At 69.1% G+C, this 13,256-nt stretch carries 11 protein-coding genes; 6 read left to right on the top strand and 5 right to left on the bottom strand.

Going from position 1 to position 13,256, the window contains the following annotated elements; translation table 11 throughout:
- Positions 1 to 2: 2 nt before the first annotated feature.
- The 4 genes from AB0L97_RS01505 to AB0L97_RS01490 are packed head-to-tail and all read left to right on the top strand — an operon-like array spanning position 3 to position 4,612.
- Positions 3 to 2,045, top strand: coding sequence for a biotin carboxylase N-terminal domain-containing protein (locus AB0L97_RS01505; protein WP_364424608.1), 2,043 nt, complete (start codon positions 3 to 5; stop codon positions 2,043 to 2,045).
- Complete coding sequence (locus tag AB0L97_RS01500) at positions 2,045 to 3,205, top strand: acyl-CoA dehydrogenase family protein (protein ID WP_364424606.1); 1,161 nt, start codon at positions 2,045 to 2,047, stop codon at positions 3,203 to 3,205. The genes AB0L97_RS01505 and AB0L97_RS01500 overlap by 1 nt, the downstream gene beginning before the upstream one ends.
- A 10-nt stretch (positions 3,206 to 3,215) precedes the next feature.
- Positions 3,216 to 3,992: an enoyl-CoA hydratase family protein gene (locus tag AB0L97_RS01495; protein ID WP_355071604.1), complete on the top strand. Its 777-nt coding sequence runs from the start codon at positions 3,216 to 3,218 to the stop codon at positions 3,990 to 3,992.
- Positions 3,993 to 3,997: 5 nt separating this feature from the next.
- On the top strand, positions 3,998 to 4,612 hold the full coding sequence (locus tag AB0L97_RS01490; protein WP_355071605.1) for a TetR/AcrR family transcriptional regulator: 615 nt from the start codon (positions 3,998 to 4,000) through the stop codon (positions 4,610 to 4,612).
- Here AB0L97_RS01490 and AB0L97_RS01485 read toward each other — a convergent pair.
- Together AB0L97_RS01485 and AB0L97_RS01480 are read right to left on the bottom strand one after the other, a co-directional pair.
- Complete coding sequence (locus tag AB0L97_RS01485) at positions 4,583 to 5,923, bottom strand: glycosyltransferase 87 family protein (RefSeq protein WP_364424603.1); 1,341 nt, start codon at positions 5,921 to 5,923, stop codon at positions 4,583 to 4,585. The two genes, AB0L97_RS01490 and AB0L97_RS01485, sit on opposite strands and share 30 nt — an antisense overlap.
- A gap of 318 nt (positions 5,924 to 6,241) precedes the next feature.
- Entirely contained in the window at positions 6,242 to 6,607 is a 366-nt protein-coding gene (locus tag AB0L97_RS01480; protein ID WP_364424601.1) for a hypothetical protein, read from the bottom strand.
- Between the two features lie 243 nt (positions 6,608 to 6,850).
- Between AB0L97_RS01480 and AB0L97_RS01475 the strand changes: the two genes are divergently transcribed.
- Complete coding sequence (locus AB0L97_RS01475; RefSeq protein ID WP_364424599.1) at positions 6,851 to 7,615, top strand: NAD(P)H-binding protein; 765 nt, start codon at positions 6,851 to 6,853, stop codon at positions 7,613 to 7,615.
- A 153-nt stretch (positions 7,616 to 7,768) separates the two neighbouring features.
- Here AB0L97_RS01475 and AB0L97_RS01470 read toward each other — a convergent pair whose 3' ends face one another.
- Positions 7,769 to 10,069, bottom strand: a complete 2,301-nt coding sequence (locus AB0L97_RS01470) for a glycosyltransferase family 39 protein (protein ID WP_364424597.1) — start codon at positions 10,067 to 10,069, stop codon at positions 7,769 to 7,771.
- A complete protein-coding gene (locus tag AB0L97_RS01465) occupies positions 10,066 to 11,328 on the bottom strand; it encodes a bifunctional glycosyltransferase family 2/GtrA family protein (RefSeq protein ID WP_364424595.1) in 1,263 nt (420 codons plus the stop codon). Before AB0L97_RS01465 ends, AB0L97_RS01470 begins: the two co-directional genes overlap by 4 nt.
- A gap of 116 nt (positions 11,329 to 11,444) precedes the next feature.
- Between AB0L97_RS01465 and AB0L97_RS01460 the strand changes: the two genes are divergently transcribed.
- A complete protein-coding gene (locus AB0L97_RS01460; RefSeq protein ID WP_364424593.1) occupies positions 11,445 to 12,191 on the top strand; it encodes a TetR/AcrR family transcriptional regulator in 747 nt (248 codons plus the stop codon).
- Positions 12,192 to 12,332: 141 nt separating this feature from the next.
- Here the strand turns inward: AB0L97_RS01460 and thiD are convergent, their stop codons facing one another.
- Complete coding sequence (gene thiD / locus AB0L97_RS01455; protein WP_355071616.1) at positions 12,333 to 13,178, bottom strand: bifunctional hydroxymethylpyrimidine kinase/phosphomethylpyrimidine kinase; 846 nt, start codon at positions 13,176 to 13,178, stop codon at positions 12,333 to 12,335.
- Positions 13,179 to 13,256: the final 78 nt, after the last annotated feature.

Raw genomic sequence — 13,256 nt, 5'->3', positions numbered from 1 at the left:
CGATGACTGCATCGCAGAGCGATTCGATGAAGGGCAGCGGCCGGGTGACGGGTGGGCTCACGAATGTCCTTGTCGCCAACCGTGGCGAAATCGCCCGCCGGGTCTTCGCGACCTGCCGCAGGATGGGTCTCGGCACCGTCGCGGTGTACTCCGACGCGGATGCCGCCGCGCCGCATGTCACCGAGGCGGACGCCGCGGTGCGCCTGCCCGGCAACACGCCCGCGGAGACCTATCTGCGCGGTGAGCTGATCATCGAGGCCGCGGTCGCCGCTGGCGCCGATGCCATCCATCCTGGATACGGATTCCTCTCCGAGAACGCCGAATTCGCCAAGGCCGTGCTCGACGCCGGGCTGGTCTGGATCGGGCCGCCTGTCGAGGCGATCGAGCAGATGGGCTCGAAGGTCGCCGCGAAGAAGATGATGGACGCCGCGGGCGTGCCGGTGCTCGCCGAACTGGACCCGGCCGAGGTCACCGAGGCGCACCTGCCGGTGCTGATCAAGGCGTCCGCCGGTGGCGGCGGGCGCGGCATGCGTGTGGTTCGCGAGCTGGCCGACCTGACTTCGCAGATCGAGGCCGCCCGGCGCGAGGCGGAATCCGCCTTCGGCGATCCGACGGTCTTCTGCGAGCGCTACCTCGAGACCGGCAGGCACATCGAAGTCCAGGTGATGGCTGACACGCACGGCACCATCTGGGCGGTCGGCGAGCGTGAGTGCTCGATCCAGCGCCGCCACCAGAAGGTGATCGAGGAGGCTCCGTCGCCGCTGGTGGAGCGCACCGAGGGCATGCGGGCGCGGCTGTTCGAGGCGGCGCGGCTGGCGGCGGGCGCGATCGGCTACACCGGCGCGGGCACCGTCGAGTTCCTCGCCGACGAGCAGGGCGAGTTCTTCTTCCTGGAGATGAACACCCGCCTGCAAGTGGAGCATCCGGTCACCGAGTGCACCACCGGGCTGGATCTGGTGCGCCTGCAACTGGACGTCGCCGCGGGCGGCGTGTTGCCCGCAGAACCGCCCGCCATGCACGGGCATTCGATCGAGGTCCGGCTCTACGCCGAAGATCCGGCGCACGACTGGCAGCCGCAGAGCGGCACCGTGCACCGGATCGATATCCCGTCGGTGCTCATCGAGTTCGACCTGCTGGACCGCCCGGGCGTGCGGCTCGACACAGGCGTGGTGGACGGCTCGGTGGTCGGCGTGCACTACGACCCGATGTTGGCCAAGGTCATCTCCTACGCCGAAACGCGCGGCGAGGCAGCACGATTGCTGGCTTCGGCGCTGCACCGCGCGAAGATCCACGGCCTGGTCACCAACCGCGACCTGCTGGTGCGCGTGCTGCGTCATCCGGCGTTCCTGGCGGGTGACACCGACACCGCGTTCTTCACGACGCATGGGCTGGCCGCCCTGGCCGCGCCGCTGGCGTCGGAGTCCGACGAGGCGCTGTCCATCGTGGCCGCCGCGCTCGCCGACGCCGCCGCCAACCGGGGCAGCGCGCGGGTGGGCGGCGGGCTGCCCAGCGGGTGGCGCAATCTCCCCTCGCAGTCACAGCGCAAGTCCTACGAAAGCCGCGCTACCGGAACGCACGAGGTGGGTTACCGGTTCGGCCGGACCGCCGTCACCGTGGACGGTCACGACGGTCTCGCTCTCGTCGAGTCGGCTCCCGATCGCGTCGTGCTGTCGGTTCCGGGTGAGCGCGGCCCGGTGCGCAGGCAGTTCGAGATCGCCCGCTACGGCGACCAGGTCTACGTCGACTCGCCGCTCGGCCCGGTGGCTCTGCGCAGGCTGCCGCGTTTCAGCGATCCGGCCGACCAGGTGGCCACCGGTTCTCTGCTCGCGCCCATGCCGGGCAGCGTGATCCGGCTCGGCGCGGAGGTCGGCAACCACGTCGAACAGGGCCAGCCGATCCTGTGGCTGGAGGCGATGAAGATGGAGCACACCATCGCCGCGCCCGCCGCGGGCGTGCTCAGCGCCGTCAACGTCACCGTCGGCCAGCAGGTCGACGTCGGCGCCGTGCTCGCGGTCGTCGAACCCGTAGAAACTCAGGAGAGCTGATGACATTCATCGAAACCGACGAGCAGAAGGCGCTGCGGGCCGCCGTCGCCGCGCTGGCCACGAAGTACAACTACCGCGACTACGTGCTGCCGAAGGCGCGCAAGAGCGAGCCGCTGGACGAATTGTGGCAGGAGGCGGGCAAACTCGGGTTCCTCGGCGTGAACCTGCCGGAGGAATACGGTGGCGGCGGCGCGGGCATGTACGAGCTGTCGCTGGTGATGGAGGAGCTGTCCGCGCAGGGCGCGGGCCTGCTGCTGATGGTGGTGTCCCCGGCCATCTGCGGCACCATCATCACCAAGTACGGCACCGACGAGCAGAAGCGGGAATGGCTGCCCAAACTCGCCGACGGCTCCGGAAAGATGGTGTTCGGAATCACCGAGCCGGACGCGGGCTCCAACTCCCACCAGATCACCACCACCGCGCGCCGCGACGGTGACGACTGGATTCTCAACGGCCGCAAGATTTTCATCTCCGGCGTTGACCAGGCCGAGGCCGTGCTGATCGTGGCCCGCACCTCCGACCACAAGACCGGCAAGCTCAAGCCCGCCCTGTTCATCGTGCCGACCGACGCCGAAGGCTTCACCAAGACGGCGCAGGAGATGGACATCATCGAGCCCGATCACCAGTACAACCTGTTCCTCGACGACGTCCGGCTGCCGTCCACCGCGCTGGTCGGCAAGGAGGACGCGGCGTTGATGCAGTTGTTCGCGGGCCTGAACCCGGAGCGGATCATGGGCGCCGCGATGGCCGTCGGCATGGGTCGCTACGCCATCGAACGCGCGGTGGAATACGCCAAGGAGCGCACGGTGTGGAAGACGCCGATCGGTGCGCACCAGGGCATCTCGCATCCGCTGGCGCAGGTGAAGGTCGAAGTGGAGCTGGCGAAGCTGATGATGCAGAAGGCCGCGACCCTCTACGACGCGGGCGACGAGATGGGCGCCGCCGAGGCCGCCAACATGGCGAAATACGCGGCGGCGGAAGCCAGCATCAAGGCGCTCGACCAGGCCGTCCAGACCCACGGCGGCTCCGGCCTGACCAAGGACGTCGGACTGGCCGCCATGCTCGCCGCCGCTCGCATCGGCCGCATCGCGCCGGTGAGCCGGGAAATGGTCTTGAACTTCGTCGCCCAGTACTCGCTGGGCCTGCCGAAGTCGTACTGAGAGGACGCGCATGACCGAGACGGCTCCGTTCGTCCGCTACGAGGTGAGCGGCGGCGTGGCGACGCTCACCTTCGACTCGCCGCACAACCGCAACGCGCTGTCGTCCAAGCTGGTCGCCGAGCTGCTGCGCGGACTCGACGACGCCGCCGACGACGAGAAGGTGCGCGTCGTCGTGCTCGCGCACACCGGCAACACGTTCTGCGCGGGCGCCGATCTGAGCGAGGCGAGCGACGCCGATCCGGCCGTGGCCGCCGACGAGCGCACCCGGGTCATGATCGGCGTGCTGCGCAGGCTGGTGGAGATCCCGAAGCCGGTGATCGCGCGGATCGACGGCAACGTGCGGGCGGGCGGCATGGGCATCGTGGCCGGTTGCGACATCGTCGTGGCCGGGCCGGGCAGCAGTTTCGCGCTCACCGAGGTGCGGATCGGGCTGGCGCCGTTCATGATCTCGCTGACCCTGCTGCCCAGGCTCGATCCGCGCGCGGCCAGCCGGTACTACCTCACCGGCGAGAAGTTCGACGCCGCCGTCGCCGAGCAGATCGGCCTGGTCACGGTAACCGCCGACGACCCGGCCGCCGAGGTGGCGCGGCTGTGCGGGGAAGTGCGCAAGGGCTCCCCGCAGGGGCTGGCCGAGGCCAAGCGGTTGGTCAACGCGGGCATCCTCGCGGAGTTCGACGCCTCCGCCGAGGAGCTCGCGCGGCGTTCGGCGAGCTTCTTCGGCACCCCCGAAGTGCACGAGGGCATGCTGGCCTTTTTGCAGCGCCGCCCGCCGAGCTGGGCAGAATAACGACCATGGCGACACCCCACGAACCCAAGCAGGACCGCAGCCGAGCCACCCGGCAGCGCCTGCTCGAGGCGACCATCGACTGTCTGGCCGAGATGGGCTGGGCGGCCGCGACGGTCGCGGTCGTCGCCGAACGGGCCGGGGTGTCGCGTGGCGCGGCGCAGCATCACTTTCCCACCAGGGAGGATCTGATCACCGCCGCGCTGGAGTTCATGTTCGACACGCGCAGCGGGCAGGCGGTGCAAGAGGCATCGTCGCTGGGGGAGCTGGGCGACGGCGTCGGCCGTACGGAGGCGGTGGTGGCGGGGCTGGTCGAGTCGTACACCAGTCCGCTGTTCAAAGCCGCGTTGCAGGTGTGGACGCACGCCGCCGCCGACCCGGTGCTGCGCGAACGCATCGTCCCGCTGGAAGCCCGCTTCGGCCGCGCGTCGCATCGTCGCGCGATCGAGGCTCTCGGCGTGGACGACTCCGATCCGGTCACCCATCACCTGGTCCAGGCGACCTTGGACATGGCCCGCGGCCTGGGGTTGGCCGACGTCCTCACGGACGACTCGGCCCGCCGCAAGCGCATAGTCGAGCAATGGGCGGCCACGCTACACGCCGCTTTGCACGCTCCTCGCTGATCGGGAGTCCGCGATCGGCGCACTCAGCAGCAGGACTATCGCGGCGACCATGGCGGCGAGAGTGAGCAGAGCGTAGGAGTTGCCGACCAGGAATTGCATGACGGTCCAGTGGAATTCCCGGCCGTTGGTCTGGGGTACGAACCAGATCAGGCCTTGCGGAAGCAGCGGCAGCGTCTGATCCCATGTTCCGATCGAGTCGACTTGCATCGGCCACGCGAAGGCGAACAACGCGATCGCGCCGGGCACGGTGATGCCGGCTGTCCACGATCGGCGGGACAGTGCGCGCACGGCCCAGACGAGCGCGGGCACCGCCCACACCCAGTAGTGGGTCCAGGAGATCGGTGAGCACAGCAGCGTCACACCGGCGGCGAGCAGGGCGCCGAGCATCTCGTCTCCCCGCTGGTAGGCGATTCGCGCCGCGGCCAACCCGGCCAGCCCGAGCCCGCCGGCGCCGAAGAGCCACACCACGTGGCTGTCCCACGTGGTCCATTGCAGGCGGCCGAGCACACCGTTGAGCGACTGATTCTGCACGTATGCGAAGCCGATCCGGTTCTGCGACGCCACGGTCGAGGTCCAGAACTGGATCGCCTCGGTCGGCCGATACCAGAGACCGACCGCGACCGTGGCCGCGAACGCGCCCATCGCGACGGCGGCGGCCTTGAATTGGCGGGTGATCACCAGATAGACGACGAACACCGCGGGCGTCAGTTTGATGCCGGTGGCGATACCGATGAGGATGCCGCGACTCCGGCGGTGTCTCGGCATGGCGAGGTCGCCAAGGACCATCGCCATCAGGATCATGCTGATCTGCCCGAAGCGGAAGGTCTGCTGCACCGGCTCGAGCCAGAGCGCGGCGCTGCCCACGGCAAGCGTCATCGCCAGCATGCCGAGCCCACGCCGATACCGCATCAGTACAGCGGTGCACCACACGCTGACATACAGGGAGATCAGCGTCGTGACCACCATGCCGGTGCCGATGTAGTTGATCGGGAACCGCGCCAATTCGGCGCAGATCCACGCGGCGAAGACGGGATAGAGAAACGGCAGGAACATCGGGCCGCGGGCGGCGTACAACTGATCCGGGTGCAGGGCGGCGGCCTTGCCGCCCCACATGTAGACCTGCAGATCTATTTGGTGCCAGTACATTTCCCAGTTCGGCCGCAAGAACAGCAGCCAGGCCGCCAGGGAGATCGCGGTGAACACGATGGCCGCGCCCAGGGCGAGCGCGGCTCGTGGCGGTCGGCTACGCGCGGTCGATAGTTCCGTCGCCTGCGCGACAACGACAGTTGTCGCCGGTGCGACAGTTGCCATGAACTTTCCTTCATCAGATGACGATCGATCGGCGGAACCGTTGCCGGACAACATGATCGGCGCGGTCCCGAGGGCAACGCTGAAACCGTGAGCTCGTCTAACGATACGGCTACTACCAAAGTAGTATTACCATTAGGAAATGTAACATGTGTCACTTTTGGCCTCCCTGTGTGGGAAGCGCCGCTTACCGGGTCCCGATGTCCCGGTGCATGTGATCGCGTGGATCGGTAGGGGCGCGACAGACAACTCGCGCCCCTCATCTTCAACGAATTCGCTTAGGGCTCTACCGAAATCGGCGCACTCGTGCGCTGTGCCCGATCAGCACAGTCCTTGCTGCTCGAGGCGCCCGGAATCGATGGCATAGGAGGAGGCCCCGATGGCGGCGCCGATCAGGCCGACGATGATCGCGCCGGGGATCGCGCCGACGAAGAAGACGGGCAGGCCGACCAGCGCGCCGATGGCGGCGCCGATCGCCGCGCCGATTCCCGTGCGCAGTTCGATCGTGTCGCCGGGCGGCAGGCACGCCTTGATGTAGGTCACCTGCGGGGCCTCGACGGTCGCCGCGGCGATCGGTTCGGTGCGGTCGACGGGCGCGGCCGACGCGGTAGCGGCGAATCCGACGGTGAGCGCGGTTGCGACCAGTGCGCTGACCACCGTCACGGCCAGCTTCGTGAAAGCGTTCAACTGTTTCCCTGAATGTTCGCGGTGGACACGTGACCTGATGCGCTCCGGGTTCCCGCTCCGGAACGTGCGCTGTCACGCATCCGATCATCATCGCTGGAGTTTTGCGGTGTGCCAAGACCTGACGCTCGAATAGCCTGCGCCGGTGACAACTCCGAGCTTCTTCGCGTCGATGTCACACTCGCCTGCGTCGCGTCGTCCTTCCTGTGAACGCGAAACGACGCAGCGACACAAGGAGTGAGGACCATGACGAAGGGCACGAAGATCGCGGTAGCGGGCGCGACCGGGCGGCTGGGCAGGCACGTGGTGGATGTGCTGAACGAGCAGGGGCACGACGTGGTCGCCTTCTCCCGGGCCGACGGTGTCGACATCGAGACCGGGCGGGGCCTGGTCGATGCGCTGGATGGTGTGCGCGTCGTGATCGACGTTTCCAGCACGCCGTCCCCGGACCGGGAGGTGGCGACGGCCTTCTTCACCGCGACCGCGCGCAATCTGCACGAAGCGGGACAGAAGGCAGGGGTCGAGCGTCTGGTGGTGGCGTCGATCATCGGCATCGACGGCACCACCGCCGGATACAACGCGGCCAAGCTGGCCCACGAGCGAGCGCTGCTGGAAGGGCCGCTGCCGGTGCAGATCCTGCGTGCGGCGCAGTTCCACGAACTGGTCGAGCTGATGATGGGGTGGGGCACCCAGGGGGACACCGCCTACGTGGCCGAGATGCGCACCCAGTTGGTCGCCGCGCGTACCGTCGCCGAGGAACTCGTCCACCTCGCGCTCGCTCCCGAGATCACCGCGGCTCCTTTCCCGGAAATCGCGGGCCCGCAACCGGAAACGATGGCCGGCGCCGCAACCCTGCTTGCCGCCCGCCGCGGCGCGCCCGCACACGTCGTCGAGGTGAGCGACCAGGACAATCCCGATCGTGAGGTGTACGAAAACGGTGGACTTCTCCCCGGCCCGCACGCCAAGCTCGCAGGCCCGACGTTCGCCGAGTGGATCGAGTCCGTCCGGTAGCCACCCGGAGGCATCGAAAACGCGGTCCGCACCGGCGCCGAGGTATGACGCCGGTGCGGATGCGGTGTTCAGCGAGTGCAGGGGAATGCGCTGAACACCGGAAGGCGATGCGGCCCCGAGGGATGCAGGGCGACAGGGCAGCATCGCGTGGTTTCAGTGGGTGGCGGTCAGGTCGTACAAGGCGACCCCGTCCACCTGGATGGCGGTGAAGTTCTCCTCGACCCACTGCGTGATCTGCGCACTGGGGGAGGAGCTGGATGAACCGGGCCCGCCACGGCCGCCGCCGACGAAGTAGTGGATCTTCCCTTCGGCGACGTACTGCTGGAACTGCTCCAGCGTCGGCGAGGGGTCACTGCCGTTGAAGCCGCCGATCGGCATCACCGGAAGTTCGGTGGCCAACTGCAAGCCCGCGGCGCTGTTCGAGCCGATGGCCGCGGCCACCCAGGTGTAGTCGCCGCCGTTCTGCTCGAGCAGGGACACGATCTGCGCGCTCGGTTCGCTCGCCCCGAGCAGGCCGCCCATCCCACCGCCGCCATTGGGACCAGGACCGCCGTCTCCGGGCATACCGCCCGTTCCTTGCGGGAACACCGTGCCGTCCGGTGTCTGCCCGCCGGGCGCGGTGCCTTGCGGCGCGGCGCCGGGCGGGAAACCCGGCGGTGTACCCGCGCCGTCAGGAGCTTGCCCGTCGGGCGGGAAGCCCGGCGGCGTACCCGCGCCGCCGGGGGCCTGCCCGTTGGGCGTGGTGCCCTGGCGTCCGCCGCTCGGTGCCCGGCCGCCGGGTGCGTTGCCCTGCGGTCCAGAACCCGGAAGTCGGCTGCCCGGCTGTGGAATTCGGCCGTCCGTGCCCTGCGGACCCGGCGAACCTCCGTCCGGCGGTGTGTCACCCGGGGCTTGCGCGGCGCCGTCGCGGCCCGTGCTCATTCCGTTCTGCATGCGGCGACCCATGCCGGGCATGCCTTCGCCCCACGGTGGCCGCCCGCGCATCGCGACGTTCGGCCCCGCCGAAGGAATCGAACCGGCGTGTGGCGTCGCGATGGTATCGACGGCATAGGCCACGGGCCCGGCCAGGAAAGTGAACGCGACCGCCAGCGCCGACACGACGGCCAGCTTGCGCGGCGCGGGAACGAGCACGGCGAGTGTCGCGAGCACGCCGACGACCAGCACCGTCCAGCGCAGCCACGACTGCCATTCCGGACTGCGCGACAACAGCATCCAGGCGGTCGCCGTGGTGAGACCCACCGCGAGTGCCGACGCAAGCCGCACCCACGGCCGATGCCGCCCCCGCCACGCCAGGACCGCGCCCGCGCCGACCAGCGCGGCGATGGCCGGAGCCAGGGCGACGGTGTAGTACTGGTGGAAGATCCCGGCCATGAAGCTGAACACCAGCCCGGTCGCCAGCAGCCATCCGCCCCAGAGGACGAGCGAAGCGCGCTGCCGGTCGGTGCGAGCCGCTTTGCCGCGCAGGAGGATTCCGACGACCAGCGCGACCAGCGCGGCGGGGATCAACCACGCGATCTGACCGCCCTGTGCCGGCTCGAACATCCGCGTGATGCCGGTTTCCCCCCACATGCCGTTGCCGCCCCGCGGCAGCTCACCGCCGCCCGGTACGACACTGCCGCGCTCGTTGCCGTTGAGCCGGCCGAGCCCGTTGTAGCCGAGGGTGAGTTCCAGGATGGAGTTCTCGTGCGAGCCGCCGATCCACGGACGGGATGAGGCGGGCCACAACTCCACCGCGAGCAGCCACCAGCCCGCGGCCACCACCATCGCGGCCCCGGCCGCGAAAAGTTGCAGGATGCGCTTGCCGAGTTTCGGCGGGCCCGCGAGCAGATAGGTCAGCGCGAGCGCCGGAACCGCCAGCAGCACCTGCAATTGCTTGGTGAGGAAGCCGAATCCGATCAGCGCGCCGGTCAGCACCAGCCACCGCCAGCGGCCGTCCTCCACCGCCCGGGTCATCGCCCAAGCGGCGGCGATCATCAAGAACACCAAGAGCGCTTCGGGATTGTTGAAGCGGAACATCAACGCCGCGACCGGCGTCACCGCCAGCGCCAACCCGGCGAGCAATCCGGCCGCGGGCCCGAACGGCCTGCGCACCGTCGCCCACAGCAGTGCCACGCTCGCCACGCCGAGCAGCACCTCCGGCACCAGGATGCTCCAGCTGTTCAGGCCGAAAGCCCGCACCGAAAGTTCCATCAACCACAGCGAGGCGGGTGGCTTGTCCACGGTGATCGAGTTGGCCGCGTCGGAGGACCCGAAGAAGAACGCCTTCCACGACACCGAGCCCGCCTGCACCGCGGCGGAATAGAACGAATTCGCCCACCCGTTGGCGCTCAGGTTGCACAGATAGGCCACCGCCGTGCCGAGTAGCAGCGCCGCCAGCGCCGGAAACTCCCAGTTCCTTCTGGTCCGAGGCCGCGGTTCGGCCGCGACCGGTTGCGTCGTCAGAGTCGCCGTCATCGACGAACCTCCGCGGCGAGCCCCGATGCGTTCGACGCACGATCGCCTCCGCTGTCGCGGAACACCCAGCGCAGCCCGACGAACCGCAGCAGCGTCGCCACCAGATTGGCCACCACCAGCACGAACAGTTCCAGATGCACCGAGGAGTCCGGCGCCCACCGATGCAGCGCGAACAACGAACCGCTGGTGAGCGCCAGCCCGATGCCGAAGATCACCAAACCCTGGAACTGGTGCGACACGGCCCCGTTCGAGCCGCGCACGCCGAAGGTGAAGGCCCGGTTGGCCGCCGTGTTGCCCACCGCCGTGATCAGCAGGGCGGCGAAGTTCGCCACTTGCGCGCCGGTCAATGGTTGCAGCGCCACGTAGAGCAGCAGGTAGGCCAGCGTGCTCAACACACCGACGATCGCGAACCGCACCAGCTGACCCACCATGCCGAGCGGCACCCCGGGCACCAGCGGTTCCCGGCCCACCGAGCGGCGCAGTTCCTCCAGCGGCAGCGCGCCGGTCGCCAGCGCCCGACCAAGCCGCCAGATGCCGAGCAGGTCCTTGCGGGCGGTGTCGATGATGTCGACGCGGCTGTCCGGGTCATCGATCCAGTCCACCGGGACCTCGTGAATCCGCAGACCCGCCCGCTCGGCGAGCACCAGCAATTCGGTGTCGAAAAACCATTCCCCGTCGTGCACCAGCGGTAGCAGGCGGCGCGCCACCTCGGTGCGCATCGCCTTGAAGCCGCACTGCGCGTCGGAGAAGTGCGCGCGCAGCGAGGCCTTCAGCAGCAGGTTGTAGCAGCGCGAGATGATCTCGCGCTTGGGTCCGCGCACCACGCGGGACGCGGCGTCGAGCCGGGTGCCGATGGCCAGGTCGGAATGCCCGGTGATCAGCGGCGCGACCAGCGGGAGCAAGGCGTTCAGGTCGGTGGACAGGTCGACGTCCATGTAGGCGACCACCTGCGCGTCCGAGTGTTCCCACACCGCGCGCAGCGCCCGACCGCGCCCCTTGGCGGACAGATGGACGACGCGCACATCGTCCAGTTCCTCCGCGAGCAGCTGGGCGACCTGGAGCGTGGCGTCGGTGCTCGCGTTGTCGGCGACCGTGATGCGCGCCGGGAACGGGAACCCCTCGCGCAGGTGGGCGTGCAGTCTGCGCACGCACACGCCGAGGTCGGTCTCTTCGTTGTAGACGGGTATCACCACGTCCAGCACGGGCGCGCCCGTGGTCTCGGTCCGTACCGTCGCCGCGACGGTGGAAGTCTCGGTCATGCGAACCAGACTCGACGGCCACACTGCCACCGGGCTGGGCCTCAGCTGTGAGGTTCCTGGTAGCTCGGGATCGCCGGGTGGATGCCTGGCGGACGCCCGGTTATCGGGGCTGCTCGGTGCAGGTAGCATCCGGATTCGTGATGCTGCGCGGCCGGACGGAAGACGACCAGCCGCCGAAACGCGTGGACGCCCGCACCGAGCGCTGGCGCGAGCATCGCAGAAAGGTGCGCGAGGAGTTCGTGGACGCGGCGTTCCGCGCCCTCGACAAATTCGGCCCCGCCGTCAGCATGGGCGACATCGCCAAAGAGGCGGGCGCGGCCAAGCCGAAGCTGTATCGCCATTTCGAGGACAAGACCGACCTCTACAACGCGATCGTGGACCGGGTCCGCGACCTGCTCTGGGAACAGGTCATGACCAGCTTCGACCTCACCGGCGACTCGGCCGGTGACCTGGTGCGCCGCGCCGCGTCCGAATACGTGCTGGTGGTGTCGCGGCAGCCGAACGTCTTCCGGTTCATGCTGCACAGCCACTTCACGCAACGGTCCGACGACGCCGATCGCGCGCTGCAATCGGCCAGGCAGTCCGCCCGGCGCGCCGCCGAGCTGTTCGCAGGCGTCGTGGACGACGAGTCGGTGCGGGTCGAAAACGTGCAGCTGGTGATCTATTCGATCTTCGGCGCGGTGGCCTCGGCCACCGATTGGTGGCTGGGAGTGAACCGGCTGGAGCCGCCCGCCATGACGGCCGAGCAGCTCGCCGACTATCTGAGCGAGACCATCTTCGCGCTGGTGGCGGCGAGCGCTCGGCTGCACGGCATCGCCATCGCGGCCGATCGTCCGCTGCACCTCGCCTTTTCCACGTTGTGACCGGAGCGCCCCCCGGGCCGGGCGCCGAGGTCGTGCCGCGTCCACGCCGAACGTCATTGTTCCGATCGCCTCGCCGTTGAAGCCATCCGTGTCGGCGACGTCTTCAGTATCGCAGCGCCCACCGACAAGAAATGGCGCCGATCAGCTCCGGTGCAACCGCCACAGCGGGGACACCGGCCCATGGCCAGCGCCGAGATCGTAGGACGCGGCCAAGCAGCGGTAGGTCCACTCCTTGGCGAACTCGACCGCTTCGGGCACCGGATAGCCGTGGGCGAGCGCACAGGCGATCGCGGCGGCCAGCGTGTCGCCGCCGCCGTGGTCATTGCCGGTCGCGATGCGCGGCGCGGTGAATTCGAGGAATTGCTCGCCGTCGAACAGCAGGTCGGCGCTGTATTCGGAGGAACGCAGGTGCCCGCCCTTGACGATCGCCCACCGCGGTCCCAGCTTGTGCAGCGCCTCGGCCGCGCGCCGCGCCGAATCGTCGTCCGCTACCTCGATGCCCGTGAGCAGGCGGACCTCGTCCAGGTTCGGCGTCACCACGGTCGCGAGCGGAATCAGGGTGTTGCGCAGCGCGTCCAGCGCTTCGGCGTGCAGCAGCGGGTCGCCGTGCATCGAGGCCGCCACCGGATCGACGACCAGCGGAATCTCGCCATCGCGGCCGATGCCGACCTCCCGGCACACCTCCGCGACCGCCTCGATGATCGCGGTCGAGGCCAGCATGCCGGTCTTCGCGGCGCCGACGCCGATGTCCCCGGCGACCGAGCGCACCTGAGCGGCCACGACCTGCGGCGGAATCTCGTGGAAACCGCTGACGCCCACCGTGTTCTGCACGGTGACCGCCGCGACCGCGACCAGGGCGTGCACGCCGCACAGCGCCATGGTGCGGGTATCGGCTTGGATTCCGGCGCCTCCGCCGGAATCGGTACCGGCAATGGTGAGCGCCCGGACGGGGGTCTGCCCCTCGGCGGGCAATGGCAGCAATTTCACGACCCAAACCCTACGGCGACGTCGTTCTCCCGCTACGGGCAACCGGACCCGCCCGTAGACATAAAATGAAAATCGTTA

The organism is Nocardia sp. NPDC051911, assembly GCF_040681035.1.
In the GTDB taxonomy this organism is placed as follows: Bacteria; Actinomycetota; Actinomycetes; order Mycobacteriales; family Mycobacteriaceae; genus Nocardia; species Nocardia sichangensis.
This window is presented reverse-complemented; position numbering and strand designations above follow the sequence as displayed.

Excerpts from the sequence above, each read along its gene's own strand:
- AB0L97_RS01485 (WP_364424603.1), bottom strand. The coding sequence starts at position 5,923 with ATGGCAACTGTCGCACCGGCGACAACTGTCGTTGTCGCGCAGGCGACG.
- AB0L97_RS01465 (WP_364424595.1), bottom strand. The coding sequence starts at position 11,328 with ATGACCGAGACTTCCACCGTCGCGGCGACGGTACGGACCGAGACCACG.
- AB0L97_RS01500 (WP_364424606.1), top strand. The coding sequence starts at position 2,045 with ATGACATTCATCGAAACCGACGAGCAGAAGGCGCTGCGGGCCGCCGTC.
- AB0L97_RS01505 (WP_364424608.1), top strand. The coding sequence starts at position 3 with ATGACTGCATCGCAGAGCGATTCGATGAAGGGCAGCGGCCGGGTGACG.
- AB0L97_RS01490 (WP_355071605.1), top strand. The coding sequence starts at position 3,998 with ATGGCGACACCCCACGAACCCAAGCAGGACCGCAGCCGAGCCACCCGG.
- AB0L97_RS01495 (WP_355071604.1), top strand. The coding sequence starts at position 3,216 with ATGACCGAGACGGCTCCGTTCGTCCGCTACGAGGTGAGCGGCGGCGTG.
- AB0L97_RS01475 (WP_364424599.1), top strand. The coding sequence starts at position 6,851 with ATGACGAAGGGCACGAAGATCGCGGTAGCGGGCGCGACCGGGCGGCTG.
- AB0L97_RS01470 (WP_364424597.1), bottom strand. The coding sequence starts at position 10,069 with ATGACGGCGACTCTGACGACGCAACCGGTCGCGGCCGAACCGCGGCCT.